The 19,247-nt window shown below is 61.2% G+C and carries 19 protein-coding genes; 16 read left to right on the top strand and 3 right to left on the bottom strand.

Annotated features, from left to right (window positions below; genetic code table 11):
- The first annotated feature begins 120 nt into the window (after positions 1-120).
- The 14 genes from PMI11_RS00415 (at position 121) to PMI11_RS00475 (ending at position 14,004) form a co-directional block, all read left to right on the top strand.
- Entirely contained in the window at positions 121-1,209 is a 1,089-nt protein-coding gene (locus tag PMI11_RS00415; protein WP_007812093.1) for a fatty acid desaturase family protein, read from the top strand.
- Between the two features lie 36 nt (positions 1,210-1,245).
- A complete protein-coding gene (locus PMI11_RS00420; RefSeq protein ID WP_007812096.1) occupies positions 1,246-1,560 on the top strand; it encodes a MocE family 2Fe-2S type ferredoxin in 315 nt (104 codons plus the stop codon).
- A gap of 8 nt (positions 1,561-1,568) precedes the next feature.
- Complete coding sequence (locus PMI11_RS00425) at positions 1,569-2,795, top strand: NAD(P)/FAD-dependent oxidoreductase (protein WP_007812098.1); 1,227 nt, start codon at positions 1,569-1,571, stop codon at positions 2,793-2,795.
- Positions 2,796-2,829: 34 nt separating this feature from the next.
- Positions 2,830-3,633 (top strand): 3-methyl-2-oxobutanoate hydroxymethyltransferase, encoded by an 804-nt coding sequence (locus tag PMI11_RS00430; protein ID WP_007812100.1) that lies wholly within the window; start codon positions 2,830-2,832, stop codon positions 3,631-3,633.
- A 99-nt stretch (positions 3,634-3,732) separates the two neighbouring features.
- Positions 3,733-4,629 carry an NUDIX hydrolase gene (locus PMI11_RS00435; protein WP_007812101.1) on the top strand — a complete coding sequence of 299 codons (897 nt, stop codon included), beginning with the start codon at positions 3,733-3,735 and terminating at the stop codon, positions 4,627-4,629.
- 71 nt (positions 4,630-4,700) lie between these two features.
- Positions 4,701-5,672, top strand: coding sequence for a quinolinate synthase NadA (gene nadA / locus PMI11_RS00440; RefSeq protein ID WP_007812103.1), 972 nt, complete (start codon positions 4,701-4,703; stop codon positions 5,670-5,672).
- Positions 5,669-7,213, top strand: a complete 1,545-nt coding sequence (locus tag PMI11_RS00445) for an L-aspartate oxidase (RefSeq protein ID WP_007812105.1) — start codon at positions 5,669-5,671, stop codon at positions 7,211-7,213. Before nadA ends, PMI11_RS00445 begins: the two co-directional genes overlap by 4 nt.
- Position 7,214: 1 nt before the next feature.
- Positions 7,215-8,114, top strand: coding sequence for a carboxylating nicotinate-nucleotide diphosphorylase (gene nadC / locus PMI11_RS00450; RefSeq protein ID WP_007812107.1), 900 nt, complete (start codon positions 7,215-7,217; stop codon positions 8,112-8,114).
- 220 nt (positions 8,115-8,334) lie between these two features.
- Entirely contained in the window at positions 8,335-9,147 is an 813-nt protein-coding gene (locus tag PMI11_RS00455) for an aldo/keto reductase (protein WP_051034515.1), read from the top strand.
- Positions 9,148-9,458: 311 nt separating this feature from the next.
- Positions 9,459-11,414 (top strand): BTAD domain-containing putative transcriptional regulator, encoded by a 1,956-nt coding sequence (locus PMI11_RS00460; protein ID WP_007812111.1) that lies wholly within the window; start codon positions 9,459-9,461, stop codon positions 11,412-11,414.
- Between the two features lie 102 nt (positions 11,415-11,516).
- Entirely contained in the window at positions 11,517-11,660 is a 144-nt protein-coding gene (locus PMI11_RS37630) for a hypothetical protein (RefSeq protein ID WP_007812114.1), read from the top strand.
- A 13-nt stretch (positions 11,661-11,673) separates the two neighbouring features.
- Complete coding sequence (locus PMI11_RS00465) at positions 11,674-12,936, top strand: YcaO-like family protein (RefSeq protein ID WP_007812116.1); 1,263 nt, start codon at positions 11,674-11,676, stop codon at positions 12,934-12,936.
- Positions 12,933-13,679, top strand: coding sequence for a TfuA-like protein (locus PMI11_RS00470; RefSeq protein WP_007812118.1), 747 nt, complete (start codon positions 12,933-12,935; stop codon positions 13,677-13,679). The genes PMI11_RS00465 and PMI11_RS00470 overlap by 4 nt, the downstream gene beginning before the upstream one ends.
- 58 nt (positions 13,680-13,737) lie before the next feature.
- Positions 13,738-14,004: a hypothetical protein gene (locus PMI11_RS00475; protein ID WP_007812121.1), complete on the top strand. Its 267-nt coding sequence runs from the start codon at positions 13,738-13,740 to the stop codon at positions 14,002-14,004.
- Between the two features lie 46 nt (positions 14,005-14,050).
- Here the strand turns inward: PMI11_RS00475 and PMI11_RS00480 are convergent, their stop codons facing one another.
- The 3 genes from PMI11_RS00480 to PMI11_RS00490 form a co-directional block, all read right to left on the bottom strand.
- The gene (locus PMI11_RS00480) at positions 14,051-14,458 is read right to left on the bottom strand and encodes a helix-turn-helix domain-containing protein (protein WP_007812123.1); all 408 of its coding nucleotides are present in this window, start codon (positions 14,456-14,458) and stop codon (positions 14,051-14,053) included.
- Positions 14,459-14,677: 219 nt separating this feature from the next.
- Positions 14,678-15,502, bottom strand: a complete 825-nt coding sequence (locus PMI11_RS00485) for an amidohydrolase family protein (RefSeq protein WP_007812125.1) — start codon at positions 15,500-15,502, stop codon at positions 14,678-14,680.
- Between the two features lie 78 nt (positions 15,503-15,580).
- Positions 15,581-16,366, bottom strand: a complete 786-nt coding sequence (locus PMI11_RS00490; protein ID WP_007812128.1) for an IclR family transcriptional regulator — start codon at positions 16,364-16,366, stop codon at positions 15,581-15,583.
- A 368-nt stretch (positions 16,367-16,734) separates the two neighbouring features.
- On the opposite strand from PMI11_RS00490, the gene PMI11_RS00495 reads away from it, so the two are divergent.
- The gene (locus PMI11_RS00495) at positions 16,735-17,469 is read left to right on the top strand and encodes an SDR family oxidoreductase (protein ID WP_007812130.1); all 735 of its coding nucleotides are present in this window, start codon (positions 16,735-16,737) and stop codon (positions 17,467-17,469) included.
- Between the two features lie 60 nt (positions 17,470-17,529).
- Positions 17,530-18,807 carry an L-fuconate dehydratase gene (locus tag PMI11_RS00500; RefSeq protein WP_007812133.1) on the top strand — a complete coding sequence of 426 codons (1,278 nt, stop codon included), beginning with the start codon at positions 17,530-17,532 and terminating at the stop codon, positions 18,805-18,807.
- Positions 18,808-19,247: the final 440 nt, after the last annotated feature.

Here is a 19,247-nt window from a genome sequence, read left to right on the forward strand (position 1 = left end):
GTTTTCAATCATGAATGAAAGCCATTTTTGATGGCTTTTGATAGAATATATCAAGCCTGCATTGAGCGCCTTTCGAAGTCAACCTATTCTCCTGATCCAAGAGCTGATGAGGAGGAACACATGGCTGGCGAGGCAACAAAGCGCGATTACAGCCTCTTGGGAGAGAGCGGCCGCACGGCGGTCGAAACCGGGCTGGCAGCCGCGGAATGGTATCACACCGATATTGCCCGCAAAGAAATGAAGGAGCTGATGCAGCGCTCCGACGACCAGGCGATCCGTGACACCGCGCTCTGGCTCGGCAGCATGGTGATCTTTGCCGCGCTCGGCATTTTCTTCTGGGGCTCCTGGATCGCCGTACCCTTCTTCCTGGCCTATGGCGTGCTCTACGGTTCGGCCTCCGACAGCCGCTGGCACGAATGCGGCCACGGCACTGCCTTCAAGACGCGCTGGATGAACGATGTCGTCTACCAGATCGCCTGCTTCATGATCATGCGCAATCCGGTGACCTGGCGCTGGAGCCATACGCGCCACCATACCGACACCGTCATTGTCGGCCGCGACCCTGAGATTGCCGTCATGCGCCCGCCGGATCTTTTCCGGCTGGTGCTCAATTTCTTCGGCATTCTCGATGCCTGGCATGCCGTCATCGACATGGTCAGAAATTCGGCGGGCGTCATCAGCGCCGAGGAGAAAACCTTTATCCCCGAAATGGAGCAGCCGAAGGCGATCCGCATTGCCCGTATCTGGCTCGCGGTCTACGCCGTCACCATAGCGTTCGCCATTTACTTGGGCTCGATCCTGCCGCTGATGCTGATCGGCCTGCCGCGCCTCTACGGCGCCTGGCATCACGTGCTGACCGGCCTGCTGCAGCATGGCGGGCTTGCTGACAATGTCATCGACCACCGGCTGAACAGCCGCACGGTCTACATGAACCCGATCAGCCGCTTCATCTACTGGAACATGAACTATCACGTGGAGCACCATATGTTCCCGATGGTGCCCTACCACGCGCTGCCGAAGCTGCATGTGATGATCAAGCATGACCTGCCGGCGCCCAATCCGTCGATCTGGTCCGGCTACCGGGAAATGATCCCGGCTTTCCTGCGCCAGCTTCGCAACGAAGACTATTTCCTGAAGCGGGAACTGCCGGCAACGGCGCGGCCCTATCGCGAGGAATTCCACGCCGAACTGGCGCCTGCAGCCCAATAGGCGGCTCAATAGAACAAGATCGAGGGAGGAAAAGAGATGAGCGGAAACTGGATCGAGGTTTGCGGCAAGGACGAGATCGATGAGGAAGACGTCATCCGTTTCGACCATGGCGGGCGCACCTTCGCGGTCTATCGCAGCCCGGACGATGAGTTCTTTGCGACTGATGGGCTCTGCACCCATGAGCAGATCCATCTCGCCGACGGCCTCGTCATGGACGAGATCATCGAATGTCCGAAGCACAATGGCCGCTTCAACTACAAGACCGGCGAAGCCAAGGGGGCTCCCGTCTGCATCAACTTGAAGACCTATCCCGTCAAGATCGAAGACGGCGCCGTCTTCATTGCGATCTGAGGTTTGCCATGGCCCATTTCGTCATCATTGGCGCAGGGGAATGCGGGGCGCGTGCCGCCTTCGCGCTCCGGGAAAAGGGATTTGACGGCAAAATCACGCTCGTCGGTTCCGAGCCGCATGCGCCCTATGAGCGCCCGCCCCTCTCCAAGGCCGGCCTTGTCGGCAATGTCGATCCGAAATTCATCGCGGCACGAGAAAGCTATGAGACCGGCAATATCCGCCTGCTGAGGGGTGTGACTGCGACCGGCCTCGACGCCGCGGCCCATATTGTTACCCTGTCCGACGGCAGCGACCTCAGCTACGATCGGCTGCTGCTTGCGACGGGCGCCAGTGCGCGCGCCTTTCCCAATGCGCCGGCTGAAAGTCGCCATATCCGGTCGCTCCGCACGTATCATGATGCGGTGACGCTGCGCGCCGTGCTGCAGCCGGGTAAGCGGATTGCCGTCATCGGCGGCGGCTTCATCGGCCTGGAGGTTGCGGCAACCGCGCGCCAGCTCGGCGCCGATGTCATCCTCGTCGAAGGGTTGGAGCGGGTGCTGAAACGTGGTGTTCCCGAAGACATTGCCCATCTTGTCGCCGAACGCCACTGCACCGAGGGCGTCGATCTGCGCTGCGGTGTCTCCATCGAATCCCTAACGGAACAGGGCGGCAAGGCCATCATCCGGCTTTCCAACGACGAGGCGATCGAGGCCGATCTGGCGCTAGTCGGCATCGGCGCCCGGCCGAATACCGAGCTTGCCGAATCGGCCGGACTTGTTATCGACAATGGCATTGCCGTCGATGACCGGCTTCGCACGTCCGCCCCCGATATTTTCGCTGCCGGCGACTGCTGCTCCTTTCCGCTCACAATCTATGGCGGCCGGCGCGTGCGGCTGGAATCCTGGCGCAATGCGCAGGAACAGGGCACGCTTGCCGCCGCCAACATGCTCGGTGCCGATGAGCCGGTCTCCGCCGTGCCGTGGTTCTGGTCGGATCAATATGAGATGACGTTGCAGATAACAGGGCTTGCCGATGGCGCGGTCGCCCATCTGCGCCGCGATCTCGGCGAGGGGGCTTTCATCCTCTTCCATCTCGATGCCGAGGGCCGGCTGATCGCCGCAAGCGGCATCGGGCCAGGCAATACGGTCGCCCGCGATATCCGGCTGGCGGAAATGCTGATTGCCGCACGCGCCCATCCAAACCCAGCCGCGCTCACAGCCAGTAATGTCAAGCTGAAGACGCTTCTCGCCGCCTGATCGCCTCCCAAATACTGGCACAAAGGATACTGCAATGAAAAAGCACAACCGCGCCACGGTCGCCGACATCCTGGCGCTCAAGGGAAAACGGCAGCTCACAATGCTGCGCGTCACCTCGCTTGATGAGGCGGAAGCGGCGGAAAAAGCCGGCATCGACATGGTCTCCGTGCCGCCGGCCCTGCTCGGACCGGTCTTTCGCGAGGCGGCCCCGACACCCTTTGCTATTCCCGGCCTCGAATATGGCGACCACGTCTCGGCCGAGGACTATATACGCGAGGCCTTCAAGGCGCTGAAGGCGGGCGGCGACGCGGTCTATTGCGCCGCAAGCCTGCAGACTATCAGACGCATGCGCGACGAGGGCATTCCCGTCTGCGGCCATGTCGGACTGATCCCTTCCAAGGCAACCTGGACCGGCGGTTTTCGCGCCGTCGGCAAGACGGCTGCCAGCGCCTTCGATGTCTGGCGCCAGACGAAAGCGCTTCAGGATGCCGGTGCCTTCGCAGCCGAGATCGAGGTCGTTCCTGGCGATGTCGCAGCGGCGATTTCCAACCGAACCTCGATGCTGATGATCTCCATGGGCGCCGGGCGCGGCTGCGATGCGCAATATCTCTTCGCCGACGACGTGCTCGGCACGACCAGAGACCATACCCCGCGCCACGCCAAGGTCTATCGCAACTTCGCCGCCGAATATGACCGGCTACAGCGCGAGCGCATCGCGGCCTTCAGCGAATTTGTCGAGGATATCCGCTCGGGAGCCTATCCGGAAAAACGCCATCTCGTCGGCATCGACGAGGCCGAGTTGCGCAATTTCCTGCATCGGCTAGAAGCCGAGGGGTAGAGGGTCCCCGGTCGCTGGGGAGAAGGGGAACCCGCCATTGGCATCGATGCCGGCCTATGTCAGAGAATAGAGCCATCAGGAACAGATTCTCAGGCTCTGGTGACGATAGGCTTTGCACATGCGGAATTGATCGCGGTTCTCGTCGCGGTGACGGGCGATGAACCGCGTGTCATGACGATCCAGAGTGGCGATGCACTTCCGTCCGGCCCCTTCGAAATGGGCCATCGCACGCTGCAATCTGGCCTGCGCGAATGGATCCAGGAACAGACCGCCCATCCCGTCGGCTTTCTTGAGCAGCTCTACACATTTGCCGACCGCGACCGGAACAACGATATCCAGGGCGGACGCACCATCTCGATCAGCTATCTCGGCCTCGTTTACGAACAGACTGGCGCCGGACGGCCGGGCTGGCACGGCTGGTATGAATATTTCCCCTGGGAAGACCATCGCAACGGGCGGCCGGCGGTCATGGACAAGCTGATCGCACGCCTGCGCCTGTGGGCCGATGCCGATCCTGCCAGGCGCGAATATCGCCACCGCCGCGCCGATTTCACCTTCGGACTCGATGGCGGCGGCTGGAACGAAGACCTGACATTGCAGCGTTACGAGCTGCTCTATGAGGCGGGCCTTGTTACGGAAGCCGGCGCTAGCAAGAACGACAATCTCGGCCGGCCGATGTTTGCCGACCACCGACGGATTCTCGCAACCGGCATTGCAAGGCTTCGCGCCAAGATCAAATACCGCCCTGTCGTTTTCGAACTTATGCCCGAGAGCTTCACGCTCCTGCAATTGCAGCGGGCGGTCGAAGCTCTGGCCGGCCTGACGCTGCATAAGCAGAACTTCCGCCGCCTGATCGAACAGCAGGAACTGGTGGAGGAAACCGGCGAGGCGACGAGCGAAACCGGCGGCCGGCCGGCCAAACTTTTCCGCTTCCGCCAGACCATTCTCGAAGAGCGCGCGCTCGCCGGAACGAAATTACCGCTCTCCCGCAATTGACATATGCTCACCGTGAGAATATCTCTTTGCGCATGATATGCTCAAATAGAGCATAATTGATGGAGCCGGCCATGAACCACCTTGTATCCGCGTCTTCCCTGTATGATCGCGTCAGCCGCGTCATTCCCAAAGCCGAATGGATGATGTTCCAGGACGATGTCGATGCGATCCTCGAGTTGAAACGCAAGCGCAACGCCGTCATCCTGGCGCATAACTATCAGACGCCGGAAATCTTCCATGGCGTGGCGGATATCGTCGGCGACAGCCTGGCTCTGGCGCGAAAAGCAATCGAGGTCGATGCCGACGTGATCGTGCTGGCCGGCGTGCATTTCATGGCCGAGACGGCAAAGCTCCTGAACCCCGAAAAGACAGTGCTGATCCCCGATATGGGTGCTGGCTGTTCGCTGGCGGACTCGATCACGCCCGAGGATGTCGCGCTGCTGCGCCAGGCTCATCCCGGCGTGCCCATCATCACCTATGTCAACACGTCGGCTGCCGTCAAAGCCGCCTCCGATATCTGCTGTACCTCGGGCAATGCCAAACAGGTGGTTGAATCCCTCGGCGTGCCCAGGGTGCTAATGATCCCGGACGAGTATCTTGCCCAGAATGTCGCCAAGGAAACCAATGTCGAGATTATCGCCTGGCATGGTCATTGCGAGGTCCATGAGCTCTTTACTGCGGAGGACGTGCGCCAGTTGCGGGAAAACCATCCCGGCGTGACGGTGCTTGCCCATCCCGAATGCCCGCCGGATGTCGTTGCTGAGGCTGACTTCGCCGGCTCCACCGCCGTCATGTCCGATTATGTCGGGCAGAAGAAGCCGGCCCGCGTCGTGCTGCTCACCGAATGCTCGATGAGCGACAATGTCGCCGTGCATCATCCCGATGTCGAATTCATCCGCCCCTGCAATCTCTGCCCGCACATGAAGCGCATTACGCTTTCCAATATCCGCGCGGCACTGGAAGAAAACCGCCACGAAGTGACCGTCGATCCCGCGGTCGCTGTCGCTGCCCGCCGGGCTGTCGAGAGGATGCTGGCAATATGAGCGAGATTGCTGACCAACTCACCGGCCGCACCGTCATCGTTGGCAGCGGCCTTGCAGGACTGATGACAGCGCTGACACTTGCGCCTGAGCCCGTTGTCATCGTCACCCGCGCCGCTCTCGGCTCTGAAACGTCGAGCGCCTGGGCGCAGGGCGGCATTGCCGCCAGTCTCGGCGCCGATGACAGCGCCGACCTGCATCTGGCCGATACGCTCGCCGCCGGCGACGGGCTCTGCGATCCCGTTATCGCTGCCGGCATCGTCGCCGAGGCGCCGGCCGCGATCGTCGCGCTGGAGCGGGCAGGGGTCCGCTTCGACAAGACGGCGGATGGCAGCTTTTCGCTGGGGCTTGAGGCCGCCCATAGCCGCCGCCGCATCGTGCATGCGCAAGGCGACGGCTCGGGTGCGGCGATCGTCCGTGCACTGGTCGCAGCCGTTACCGCGACACCCTCCATCACCGTGCTCGAAGGGCTGGAGGCTCGCCGTATCCTGACGGATGAGAGCGGTGTCAACGGCCTCGTCTGCGCCCGCGAGAATGGCGCCGTCATCCTTCCGACGCGGCGGATCGTGCTGGCGACCGGCGGCATTGGCGGGCTCTATGAGGCGACGACCAATCCGACCGGCAATTTCGGGCAGGGCATCATGCTTGCGGCGCGCGCCGGAGCCGAACTTGCCGACATGGAATTCGTGCAGTTCCACCCGACTGCTCTTGATTCCCGCCGCCGACCACTGGCGCTGGTGAGCGAAGCTGTCCGCGGGGAGGGTGCAGTACTGGTCAATGAGGGCTGCGACCGTTTCATGGCCGGCGTGCCGGGCGCTGAATTGGCGCCGCGCGATGTGGTGGCCCGCGCCATCAGCGCCGAACTCGCGCGTGGCGGCAGGGTGTTCCTCGACGCGCGCGCAGCACTTGGCGATCGTTTCGCCACGCGTTTTCCGGTCATTGACGCTCTGTGCCGGGAAGCCGGCCTCGATGCCTCGCGTCAGCTGATCCCGGTGCGCCCTGCCGTCCATTATCACATGGGCGGGGTAGCGACCGATGCTGCCGGCCGCAGCTCCATTGCAGGCCTCTGGGTTGCCGGCGAGGCGGCCTCAACCGGCTTGCACGGCGCAAATCGGCTCGCCAGCAATTCACTACTGGAAGCCGCGATCATGGGAATGCGTGCGGCACGTGACATTCTTGCGACCCCAACCGAAAAATCCTCGACAGCTAAATCCGTAGTAACGCTGCCCGCGGCGGCCGATCCTTCGCCCGTCCGACCGATCGTCTCGGGCCATCTCGGCGTATTGCGCAATGCGGGCGCCATCCATGGCGCCATCGCAAGCCTGCTGCCGCTAGTCGAGGCCGAGGGGCCGGCTTCCGATCCGGCGATCGTTGCGCTGTTGATTGCCGTCTTCGCGAGCCTTCGAGCGGAATCACGCGGAGCCCATGCGCGCACCGATTTTCCGCTGAAGCGGGCCGAAGCCGTACGGCGGAAAATGACGCTGAGTGACGTCCTGGAGATTGCCCGGGCGACCGCTTCCCATCCCCTTGCAAGGAGTGCCTGAGATGAACCTCGCTTCCCTTCCGCGTATCATTGTCGAGCCGTTAGTGCGCGCAGCCCTTGCCGAGGATCTCGGCCTTGCCGGTGATATCACCTCGGCAGCTGTCATCCCGGAAGAGCATCGCTCGACGGTCGTCATGGCCGCCCGCCAGCCGGGTGTGGTTGCTGGTCTCGACGCCGCAGACCTTGCCTTCCAGCTCGTCGATCCCGCCATCACGATGAGGCGGCATCTGTCTGACGGTGCCGCCGTAGACCCAGGCAGCCTGATCGCCACCATCGAAGGCCCGTCGCGCGGGCTGTTGACGGCCGAGCGCACGGCACTGAATTTCCTCGGCCATCTCTCGGGCATCGCCACAGTGACATCAGGCATCGTCGAGGCGATCCGCAACACCAAGGCCTCCGTCGTCTGCACCCGCAAGACGACGCCCGGCCTTAGGGCGCTCGAAAAATATGCCGTGCGGGCGGGCGGCGGTATGAACCACCGCTTTGCGCTCAATGATGCGGTGCTGATCAAGGACAATCACGTCGCCATTGCCGGAGGCGTGGCAGAAGCGATCCGCCGCGCCAAGGCCGGCGTTGGCCACATGGTCAAGATCGAGGTGGAGGTCGACACGCTTGATCAGTTGCACGAGGCCATGGGCGAAGGGGTCGATGCCGTCCTCCTCGACAATATGACGCCCGATCAGTTGCGCGAGGCCGTCGGCATCGTTGCCGGACGGGCGATCACCGAAGCCTCCGGCCGCGTGACGCCGGCAACCGCGCCTGCCATTGCCGCCTCCGGCGTCGACCTGATCTCGGTCGGCTGGCTGACGCACAGCGCCCCGGTTCTCGATATCGGTCTTGATTTCGTCGAAGCCGCTGCCGAAAGCGCGACACCATTGCGCCGGCTTGCCCAGGCCTTCTAAGATGACTTTGTTTTTTCGGGCCGCCAAACCGCGAGGATGATGCAGCAGCCGACCTCGGCCGGCTGCCGTATCAGCGCCCAAATTCACGCCCGTATTTTCTTTAAACCGCCATCGGGATTTGCCCGAAATTCTATCGGCGTTTTTCGCTGGACACAGCCTCAAGCTATTGCAAAGCTCCGTAAGCTCGCTGGAGGAGCGAGGCGAATTGGAGGCAATAGATTTGCAAAAACATGATGTTATTCCGTTGATGGGATTTGGCACCTTTGGGCGCAACGGCAAGGATGGTATCGATGCGATCCTCTGCGCGCTCGAAACCGGCTACCGGCATCTCGATACCGCGCAAACCTATGACACCGAATTCGAAGTCGGTGAAGCACTGCGCCGCTCTGGCCTGAACCGAAACGAGGTCTTCCTGACGACGAAGATCTCGACCGACAATTTCGGTCCCGGCGCACTCGTTCCTTCGCTGGAAAAGAGCCTCGAAGCGCTCAAGGTCGATCAGGTGGACCTGACGCTGATCCACTGGCCCTCGCCCAATGGCCGCATTCCGCTCGAAGTCTACATCACCCAGATTGCCGAAGCGCAGGCCCGCGGCCTGACGAAGCTGATCGGCGTGTCGAACTTCACGATCGCCCTTCTGGAAGAGACCGAAGCACTGCTCGGCAAGGGCAGGATTGCCAACAACCAGTTCGAGCTGAACCCGATCCTGCAGAACAAGAAGCTCACAAACTACTGCCGGGAAAAGGGAATTCTCGTCACCTGCTACCTGCCGATCGCCCGTGGCATTCTGTCCGACGAGCCGGTGCTGCGCGCAATCGGTGAAAAACACGATGCGACGCCGGAACAGGTGGCGATCGCCTTCGAACTCGCCAAGGGCTATTGCACCATCCCCACATCGGGCCGGCCGGAGCGCATCCGCTCGAACTTCAAGGCAAGCTCGATCAGGCTTTCGCCTGACGAAGTCGCCCGCATCGAAACCATCGACCGCAATCATCGCGTCGTCGATCCGGACTGGGGCCCGAAGTGGGACTAGGTTTTTCCGGCGACCGACGCTTGCGTGCGACCGGGTCGAGCGCGGTCGAGGAAGCGGCGGCACTGGACGAATACATGGCGGCAGCGCCGGTTCGCATGGCGGGGTGATGCTCCGAAATAGAGCGGCGTCTCACGGCCATATGCAGTATTCGTAAAGTGTGTTGGCAGCAAGCACCGGCCGGAGCGTAAATATTCGATGAAAATCTTCCTCCAGCAAAGCAAAAGCGCTTCCCGTTGCCCGCTATTCACTCTAACATCATGTAATCGGTCGGTCCGTTCCAAGCGTTCCGGCTTTTGAAGGTGAGAACCGTGATGGACGGGTCAACCGGGGAAGTGAAAGCGAACAGATTATGTCTGCTCGGCAGGCCGCGATTGTTGGCCGCCGGGACTGAGCTTCCCTTGCCCGAAAAGTCCTATTTCCTGCTGGCAATGTTAGCGCTGTCGTCGGAACCGCTGGTCGACCGCGAAACCATCCGATGCCAGCTCTGGCAATCCGAACTTCCCGAAAAACGGGCCGGCAGCCTACGCCAGCTTCTGTCGCGCATCGAACAGAGCATTCCCGAAGGCCTGCCGCCCTTGCTTACTGCCACGCGCACCCATCTCGGCCTCGCGCCCGGCTGGGAGATCGACCTCAATATCCTCAAGCAGAAGGATATGCTGGGGCCGGACGAAAGCAGCATCCTGCTCGGAGAATTGCTCGAAAGCGTCAAATCACCAACACAGGGTGCCGAGGACTGGCTGACGTTCGAGCGCCAGCGGATTAACGAAGCGCGCTCAGCGCATCTTGTCCGCCTGCTGGAAACTAAAGACGAGCGCCCGGACGAGGAACAAATCGCCTTCGCCAAGCGGCTGATCGAGCTCGATCCCGCCAACGAGATCGCCTGCCGGGCGCTGATGCGCGCCCATGCTCGCATGAACGACCTGCCGGCGGCGCGTCAGGCCTATCTGAAATGCCGCAGCCAGCTCAAGGACGATTTCGATATTGAGCCGGACGAGGCGACGACGGCCCTTGCCCGCGAACTCGGCATCCTGGCCGCAGCACATCCGGCGGCGGCGGAACGTCCGCATCCGGTGTCGGAACTGCTGATCGATCCGGCCGGCCAGCCGCGCATCGTCATCCTGCCGCCCGAAAGCATCTTTACCGATCCGCTGATGGAGCGCGTCGGCCGAGCGCTGCTCGAAGATGTCACGATCGGCCTCAGCCAGCAGCGCGGCTTCAAGGTGATTGCCGCGCATACGAGCCTGGAAATGCTGAGCCGCGCGCTCGACCCGACGCGCCCAACCATCGGTCCGCTCGACCTGTCCTTCGACTATGCCGTCTATGTGACGATCCAGAGCCGCGACGAGGATGTCTATGCTACCTGCCGGCTGACGCGCACGGCGACCTCCGAAGTGCTCTGGGCGGTGGAAATTCCTTTTGCGATGCAGAGGATCAGCGAAGCCTTCAGCCAGCTGACCCGGCGCATCGTGATGACGCTTGCCGATACGATCGAGCGCTACGAACTGGCGATGCCGCTCGGCGACGTGCCGGCTTCCGCCTATCGCCTCTATCTCGAAGGCAAGCGGCTAATTTCGCAGACCGACCTGCAGCACCTGCGCCAGGCGCGCAAATGGTTCAAGTCGTCGCTCAGCCGTTACGAACATTTCTCGCCGGCTCATGCCGGCATGTCTCGCGCCCTCGGCATGGAATGGCTGATCCGAGGGATGCGCGATCGGGAACTGCTGGACGAAGCCTACAGCGCCGCAAGGATGGCGCGGCAGACCGACCCGAACAGCGGCCGGGCCTATCGCGAACTCGGCTTCGTGGCGCTCTATCGCCGCCGGTTCGATGAAAGCCTCGATTCATTCCAGCAGGCTCAGGATCTCAATCCCAACGATGCCGACATCCTGGCCGATTTCGCCGACGCACTTTCCCATGACGGCGATTTCGATCGGGCCCTCGAGCTCAGCCGCGCTGCCTTCAAGCTCAATCCGCTGCCACCGGACTATTATTACTGGAACCTCGGCGGCATCCATTTCATGCGCGAAGAGTATGAAATGGCGATCGATGCGCTGGAGCCGGTAAAGTCAAAACAGGCGACGGCGCGCCTGCTCGCAGCTGCCCATGCCATGGCGGGCGATGCCGCAAAAGCCAGGAACTACGCTCGGGTCGTGCTGGAAAATTTCCCCGATTTCCGTAGCGAAGAGATCCGTCATTTCGTCCCCGATCGCGATCCGGCCTTCACCGATCCGTTGATAAAGGGCCTGCAACTCGCCGGTCTTCCCTGATACACGGCCTTTTAACGAAGCCTGTAACGCTTAAATGACGCAGGCAATGTTCTTTTTGAATGGTTAACGGCGGTCAGCCGCCCAACCATTTGGAGAGAGATCATGAAAACCGTTGAAACCAACGCTGCAATCCAGGCTCCCGCACTCCGTTTCTCTGCTGCTGCCAAGGCAGCCGTCAAGCAGGACGAACTCAACGTTTCGGCAAATGGCCTTGAAAGCCTGACGCATGCACTGAGGTTCCGCTAAGGAATCGACCAGCATGTCTGCTTTGGCCGACCTTGAAACGCTTGCCGCTGACCTCAACAGATCATCGGCAGGCATCAACAGCTACCACGACCGGTCGATGACTCCGGCGCAGACCTTTGCGGCGATCAAACCGCATCTGCGCGAATTCGGCATCACCCGCGTCGGACTGCTGACCGGCCTCGACGTGCTGAACATTCCGGTTGCCTTCGCCACAAGGCCGAACAGCCACACGCTGTCGGTCTTCCAGGGCAAGGGTATCGACAAGGAAGCGGCGATGACCTCTGCCGCCATGGAGGCGATCGAGACCCGCATCGCTGAAATTGCGCCTGCCGATCTGACGCTCGCCAGCCTCGATACCATGAAGGCCGAACGGGCCGCCATGATCGACCTCGACAGCGTGGCGCGCTGTGCGCCCGACGAGATCGGCGATAGTCAAATCCCCTGGTGCTCCGGCTTCGATCTTCTTTCGGGCAGCACCGCTTTCGTGCCCTGGTGGCTGGTCGGCCTCGACCATCGCGGCGAACGCCCGCCGGGCTTCGAACAATCGAGTGACGGCCTGGCCTCGGGCAATACGCCTGCCGAAGCCGTGTTGCACGGACTCTGCGAACTTGTCGAGCGCGATGCCTGGGCGCTGACCCAGCTCAAATCCCCTGAACAGCTCAAGCAGAACCGCATCGATCCGCTCGCCTTCGGCGATGCCGTGATTGACGTCTTGGTCGATCGCATCCGCCAAGCCGGCATGCGCTTGCTGCTAATCGACATGACCACCGATATCGGTGTCCCGGCTTTTCTTGCCGTCATCATTCCCGGCAATCTCTCTGATCGCGTCGATGCCCGCTGGGCCCAGGTCTGCGGCGGTTGCGGCTGCCATCCTGATCCAATACGCGCAGCTCTTCGCGCCATCACCGAGGCTGCCCAGAGCCGGTTGACAGCGATTGCCGGCAGCCGCGACGATTTTTCGCCGAGGATCTACCAGCGGATCGACCGCAGCGCGGGCATGCGCCAGGTCGTCGATCTCTGCAACAATGATGCGGCGCTGAAACCCTTCCCCATGCGCCCGCAGCGCCCGATGACGATCCAGGATACGATCCGCCACATTGCCGGCCGGCTGAGGGCTGCCGGCATCGGCCAGATCATCGCCGTGCCGCTGTCACACACCACCCTTCCGGTTTCGGTCGTGCGCGTCATCGTGCCGGGCCTCGAGGTCGATATCAGCGGCCAGTACATCCAGCTCGGCCTGCGCGCCGTCAACGTCATCAGGGAGGCCGCGGCATGAAGATCCTCTTCGTCGGTCCGAGCCTTGCAAGCGAGATTGCGGATGCCCGCAAGCAGCATCCCGATATTGATTTCCGCCCGCCTGCCGCTTGCGGCGACATTCTGAAAGCCGTGCAGGAGGGGGCGACCGCAATCGGCCTGATCGACGGCTATTTTGGCGATCTGCCCTCCGTCTGGCACAAGGAAATCCTCTTTGCCTTGGAAAAGGGCGTTGCCGTTGCCGGAGGCTCCAGCATGGGCGCGCTGCGCGCTGCCGAATGCTCCGCCTTCGGCATGGTCGGCATCGGCTCGATCTTCGACGATTACGAATCCGGCGATCTCATCGATGACGAGGCAGTGGCGCTCGTCCATGCACCACAGGAACTTGGCTGGCTGCCGCTTTCCGTTCCCTGGGTCGATTTCGAGCCCACGATCGAAGGTCTCTATGCGAAGGGTGAGATTACCATCAGCGAACGCAAGAAGCTGCTGCTCGCTGGCCGCTTCCTGCATTTCTCGGAACGGACCTATGCCAAGGTGGTCGAAGAGTCTCACTTTGCCCGCAAACCGCGGCGCGAGCAGATCCTGGCGGCGATCCGCGCCAATCGCGTCGAACGCAAGCGTACCGACGCAAGGCTCGTGCTGGAATGGCTGCAAAAGGGAGAGTTTGCGTCAGCGAAGCGTGATTGGAGCTTTGCTGCGACCTCGCATTTCGAAGTGCTGCAGGCCGAAGTCACGCAGCAGACGCAGCCTGTAACGCTCGAATAACGGTTCCAAGCCCAAGGTAATCTGCGTGGGGATATGACTGTTGTCGAGGGCCAAAACAATGTTCGAAAAAAGGGACCAAGGTGCAGGCAGGGAATACGCAAGACTCTTCCGGCTGCTGTCGGCAGCCAAGGACGAGGCTGAAAAACTTCAGCTGCGCAATCTCATGCACCTGACAAACATGGCGCTGCTGCAGGTCGTCATCGATTGGGACGGCATCGATCCGGATAGGGAACTCGATGCGAACCTCGAAAAACTCGTCGGCAGCAAAGCCAAGATCGCAATGAAGGACGCTGGCGAAAATCTGATCGTGATCGATCGCCATTAGCCCTGATGCAGGGTGCGACGGAGCGCTAGAAAATCAGGCCGACGCGTTATTCAGCAGCGTCGACTTCAGCCTGCTCGGTGCTGGCAATCGCCTGGACGAGCTTGAGGATTTTCTTGCGGAGCTGCTCGTTCTTGATCGAGAAAAAGGCAGCGTTGAGCTGGACGCCTTCACGCGAAATGATGAATTCTTCGCTCGGAGCGGGATTATCGTTTGCGTTGGCGGCGGGTGCCGTCAGATCGTCGAAGAATGTTCTGACATCGACGCTGAGTGCGCCGGCGATTTCGACGAGCATGCTGGCAGAGACGCGGTTGGAGCCTTTTTCGTATTTTTGGATCTGCTGGAAGGTCACGCCAACACGATCGCCCAGCTCCGTCTGAGAAACCTTTCTCAGCAGGCGCTGTATACGGATCGTCTTGCCGACGTGAACATCTACGGAATGCGGTTCTTCTTTCATCTGATATTCCCTCCTGCGAAAACCGGACCGACAACTTACACGCCCGGTAACAACAACTTTTAGCCGAGTTAGTTCAACCTAGCAATTGCTTGGATGTAGTTTAGGTTGGGCCAAAACATCGCGCCATCCGAGAGCCCCTACGGATTGCACGTAGCGACAGATCACTTCAAGCGAGAATCCGGCAGAATTGAACCCTAAAAGGGCGAGGCTGAGTGAAACTCAGAGCGTCCACAGACGCTGTGCATTGCCGTGAAGGAGCCTCGAACGCTCCGTTTCCGCGGTGCCTGACAGCACCGCCTGGGTGGCCGCGACCCAGGTAGAAAGGCCGTTCGCCAGCGTGCAGACAGGCCAGTCACTGCCCCAGACCACACGATCCCAGCCGAAGCTCGATATGACGTGCTCGATATAGGGCCGCAGGTTTTCCGCCGTCCAGCTTGCCGGATCGGCATTGGTGACGATGCCGGAAATCTTCGCGACGACATTCGGCCGGCGGGCGATTTCGGCAATGCCGCGGCTCCAGGGCTCGAAGGCGTTCGACTTGATATCCGGATTGCCGCAATGATCGAGCACGAACTGCACATCGGGGGCGGCGTCAGTGAGCGCCACAACCTTGCTGACCTGATGCGGCAGCGTGCAGAGGTCGAAGGTCAGGCCGGCGCCGGAGAGCCTTCTGAGATTCTCGCGGAAGAGCGTACCTTCCGAGACATCGTCAGGCACCACATGCAGCACGCGGCGAAAGCCCTTGACGAAGGGATCGGCCTTCTGGCGCTCCAGATAGGCGGCAAAACCTTCTTCTTCCGGCCGGCAGGAGACGATCGCGCCAGCAACCAGATCGCCGAGGCGGCTGACATAGTCGGTCTCGGCCTGCATGATGACTGGATCGACATCCACCTCCATGTGCAGCACCTTGGTGATGCCGCAGCGTTTGGCCTCGGTCGCATAGGTCTCGTAGAGAAAATCGCGGTCGAGGGCCGGCACATCGGCAAGCCAGGGATAATTCAGCGCCGACCGGTCGATGACGTGCAGATGGGTATCGATGAACACGCTCTTCTCCTCCAAAGAGTGGTTGGCAGCAACCTATCTTTGGTGAATGGATTATTCAAATAAAAATTCTGCTGGATCTTAACCCGGCACGGCAATCGTTGCGCCGGCGAGCGCCGAGAGCTCGGCCGCCGTCTTCTGCACCATACCGATCGCCTGGGTGATATCGGGCGCTGCCGGCGCGTTCACCAGCGCGATGTAGGGGCAGGTCAGCGCCGCAATACCGCGCCCGTCCGGTCCCAGGATCGGTGCCGAGAGATTATAAACGCCTGCCGTCTGGACGCTTGCCATCATTTCATAGCCGCGCTCGCGGATCTGGTTCAGCCGCTCGTAAAATTCCGGGCCGAGATCGGCGTCTTTGCGGCTGCGCACATGTTCCGAGATCATCATCTCGCGCTCTTCGTCGCTGCGGAAGGCAAGCAGCACGTGGCCGGAGCCGGTGTCGAAGAGGCTGATATGGGAACCGACGCGGATCGACAGGCCCCAATAGTCCGGCGCCTCCTGCTGGGCGATGACGACGGCAGCACCCCGGTCGAATACGGCAAGATGGTTTGCCTGGCGCGAGCGCTGAGCGAGATCGCGCATCAGCGGCGTCGCATAGGAGGCAAGCCGGCGCACCGGCGCATGCAGCTGCGCCAGGCCGAAGAGTTTCAAGGTGAGAGAATAACGGTCGCCATCGAGCCGCGTCACGTAGCCGCGCCTCACGAGACGGTCGAGCATGCGGTAGAATTCGTTCGGGCTGCGCTCCAGCCGCTTGGCGATTTCCGCCTGCGTCAGGCCGCTGTCGACGCTTGCCAGAAGTTCGAGAATATCAAGACCCTTGTCGAGCGCCGGAGCGCGATAGCGATCTGACTCGTCGGTCTCCATTCTTCCCTCCTGTGAATATCATTCTGCATATACGCACACGGGCAGACGGAAAAGAAAAAGTTCGCGCTTGACCATGAGGATATCGTCTGTTTGTCTATAAACAGACAAATTAAATGTGAGGACATTGTTCGGCATATTCTCACGCCGGACGATCGCAATCCCCGGAAAGGCTCGCCAAGGCGAGCCAAAAATAAGATAACGGGAGAGGGAGGAAGGCCATGCAATGCATGGGCATCGTGATTGCCTGCACAAAGGTGACAGCGCCTTGCAAGGCACGTGGCCGAACGCGGCCTTCATCCCGACCGATCCTTTTGAGATAGATTTCATTACCACGCCAGCGCGCGAAAAATCCCCAAAGAGGCCATGACATGACAAGCAATCTTTCCGGCAAGACCGTCCTCATCACCGCAGCCGGTCAAGGCATCGGCCGCGCCTCCGCGCTTGCCTTCGCCGCTGCCGGCGCCAAGGTGCATGCCACCGACATCAATACCGACGCGCTGGCGACCCTTGCGGCGGAGAGCAAGATTTCCACCCACAAGCTCAACGTGCTCGAAGACGAGGCGGTCAAGGCGCTGGTGGCCGAAATCGGCGCCGTCGATGTGCTCTTCAACTGCGCCGGTACCGTCCATAACGGCTCCGTGCTCGACATGAAGGATACCGATCTGGAATTTGCCTTCGATCTCAACGTCAAGGCGATGATCCGCACCATCCGCGCGGTGCTGCCGGGCATGCTGGAGCGCAAGGATGGCGCGATCATCAACATGTCCTCGGTCGCATCCAGCATCAAAGGCGTGCCGAACCGTTTTGCCTATGGTGTGACCAAGGCTGCCGTGATCGGGCTTACCAAGTCCGTCGCTGCCGACTACGTGACGCAAGGCGTGCGCTGCAACTGCATCTGCCCCGGCACGGTGGAAAGCCCCTCGCTGCAGGACCGCATGCGCGCTCAGGGCGATTATGACACGGCGCGCGCCGCCTTCATCGCCCGCCAGCCAATGGGCCGCCTCGGCACGCCGGAGGAGATCGCCGATCTCGCCGTCTACCTCGCCGGTGCGACTTACACCTCCGGCCAAGCCTACGCCATCGACGGCGGCTGGACGATCTGAGCTTTCGCATGGCCGGCTTCTTCCAAGGAAGGATGCCGGCCCCTCAACGGGAAGAACATCATGACCCGCATCACCGACCTCCGCGTTTTCGACCTTCGCTTTCCGACCTCGCAAAGCCTCGATGGTTCCGATGCGATGAACCCGGATCCGGATTATTCCGCCGCCTATGTGATCCTGGAAACCGACAAGCACGGTCTTGCAGGCCACGGCCTGACCTTTACCATCGGCCGCGGCAACGACATCTGCTGTGCGGCGATCGAGGCGATGCGGCATCTCGTCGTCGGCACCGAACTTTCAGAGGTGCTGGCCCATCCCGGCAAATATTGGCGGCATCTGACCAGCGACAGCCAGCTTCGATGGATCGGTCCTGAAAAGGGCGCGATCCATCTGGCGACCGGCGCGATCGTCAACGCCGTCTGGGATCTGCTTGCCAAGGAGGCCGGTAAGCCGGTCTGGCGCCTCGTTGCAGACATGCCTGCCGAAGAGATCGCCGATATCGTCGATTACCGCTACCTCACCGACGTGCTGACGCGCGATGAGGCGATCGCCATCCTGAGACAGGCCGAAGCCGGCAAGGCCGAGCGCATCGCCACGCTCGAAAAGGAAGGCTATCCCTGCTACACGACCTCGGCCGGCTGGCTCGGCTACGAGGACGAGAAGCTGCGCCGGCTCTGCCAGGAAGCGATCGATGTCGGCTTCAACCACATCAAGATGAAGGTTGGGCGCGACCTTGAGGACGATATCCGCCGCCTCAGGATCGCCCGCGAGGTGATCGGCCCGGACCGCTACCTGATGATCGACGCCAATCAGGTCTGGGAGGTCGGCCAGGCGATCGACTGGGTCAGCCAACTCGCCTTCGCCAAGCCCTTCTTCATCGAAGAGCCGACGAGCCCCGACGATGTTGCCGGCCACCGCAAGATCCGCCAGGCCATTTCCCCGGTCAAGGTAGCGACCGGCGAGATGTGCCAGAACCGTATCATGTTCAAGCAGTTCATCGCAGAAGGCGCGATCGATATCGTCCAGATCGATTCCTGCCGCATGGGCGGGCTGAACGAGGTCCTGGCCGTGCTGCTGGTGGCGGCGAAATTCGGCCTGCCGGTCTGGCCGCATGCCGGCGGCGTCGGGCTCTGCGAATATGTGCAGCACCTGTCGATGATCGATTATGTGGCGGTGTCAGGCACCAAGGATGGCCGCGTCATCGAATATGTCGACCACCTGCATGAACATTTCCTCGATCCCTGCATCATCAAGGACGCGGCCTATATGCCGCCAACCCTGCCAGGCTTCTCGATTGAGATGAAACCGGCCTCGATTGCCGGCTACACATTCCGCGGCTAGGGCAAACGGCATCATACATGCATGGCTTCCCCGGCTGTCTGCCGGGGATGGAAGTATGCCGATCATTGCAGAAACGTCCCGGATGCTTTATAAGTAAGGTGTATGAAGATGGGCTCGAAAGAGCCATCTTTGCGAGCTTCGGATAGCCTGATTGGTGCGTTTTCAACTCGCTGTTTTTTCTCACATTTTTCATCGATACGGAATCTATTTCGCAGATCGATTCCGTCACACCCCTGTTCGATTTTGGGACGTCCTGTCGTCGAAAACGGCGTCAGGCAGCCTTTCGCTTGTATTCACTTTCCAGGCGGGCATTGCCTCGCGCGATCTCATCTTCCGGATGTCGAAAACACAAGCGCGCCTTCCGTCTTCGTCAACGCCCAGGGGATCGCGGCAACAGGGCCGCCTCGCCCTTCGTGATCAGATCCTTTGCCGGCAAAGAT

The sequence above is a fragment of the Rhizobium sp. CF142 genome, from assembly GCF_000281145.1.
In the GTDB taxonomy this organism is placed as follows: Bacteria; Pseudomonadota; Alphaproteobacteria; order Rhizobiales; family Rhizobiaceae; genus Rhizobium.

Bases quoted from the DNA above. Each gene is read 5' to 3' on its own strand.
- PMI11_RS00415 (WP_007812093.1), top strand. From the start codon at position 121: ATGGCTGGCGAGGCAACAAAGCGCGATTACAGCCTCTTGGGAGAGAGC.
- PMI11_RS00420 (WP_007812096.1), top strand. From the start codon at position 1,246: ATGAGCGGAAACTGGATCGAGGTTTGCGGCAAGGACGAGATCGATGAG.
- PMI11_RS00425 (WP_007812098.1), top strand. From the start codon at position 1,569: ATGGCCCATTTCGTCATCATTGGCGCAGGGGAATGCGGGGCGCGTGCC.
- PMI11_RS00430 (WP_007812100.1), top strand. From the start codon at position 2,830: ATGAAAAAGCACAACCGCGCCACGGTCGCCGACATCCTGGCGCTCAAG.
- nadA (WP_007812103.1), top strand. From the start codon at position 4,701: ATGAACCACCTTGTATCCGCGTCTTCCCTGTATGATCGCGTCAGCCGC.
- PMI11_RS00445 (WP_007812105.1), top strand. From the start codon at position 5,669: ATGAGCGAGATTGCTGACCAACTCACCGGCCGCACCGTCATCGTTGGC.
- nadC (WP_007812107.1), top strand. From the start codon at position 7,215: ATGAACCTCGCTTCCCTTCCGCGTATCATTGTCGAGCCGTTAGTGCGC.
- PMI11_RS00460 (WP_007812111.1), top strand. From the start codon at position 9,459: ATGGACGGGTCAACCGGGGAAGTGAAAGCGAACAGATTATGTCTGCTC.
- PMI11_RS37630 (WP_007812114.1), top strand. From the start codon at position 11,517: ATGAAAACCGTTGAAACCAACGCTGCAATCCAGGCTCCCGCACTCCGT.
- PMI11_RS00465 (WP_007812116.1), top strand. From the start codon at position 11,674: ATGTCTGCTTTGGCCGACCTTGAAACGCTTGCCGCTGACCTCAACAGA.
- PMI11_RS00470 (WP_007812118.1), top strand. From the start codon at position 12,933: ATGAAGATCCTCTTCGTCGGTCCGAGCCTTGCAAGCGAGATTGCGGAT.
- PMI11_RS00475 (WP_007812121.1), top strand. From the start codon at position 13,738: ATGTTCGAAAAAAGGGACCAAGGTGCAGGCAGGGAATACGCAAGACTC.
- PMI11_RS00480 (WP_007812123.1), bottom strand. From the start codon at position 14,458: ATGAAAGAAGAACCGCATTCCGTAGATGTTCACGTCGGCAAGACGATC.
- PMI11_RS00490 (WP_007812128.1), bottom strand. From the start codon at position 16,366: ATGGAGACCGACGAGTCAGATCGCTATCGCGCTCCGGCGCTCGACAAG.
- PMI11_RS00495 (WP_007812130.1), top strand. From the start codon at position 16,735: ATGACAAGCAATCTTTCCGGCAAGACCGTCCTCATCACCGCAGCCGGT.
- PMI11_RS00500 (WP_007812133.1), top strand. From the start codon at position 17,530: ATGACCCGCATCACCGACCTCCGCGTTTTCGACCTTCGCTTTCCGACC.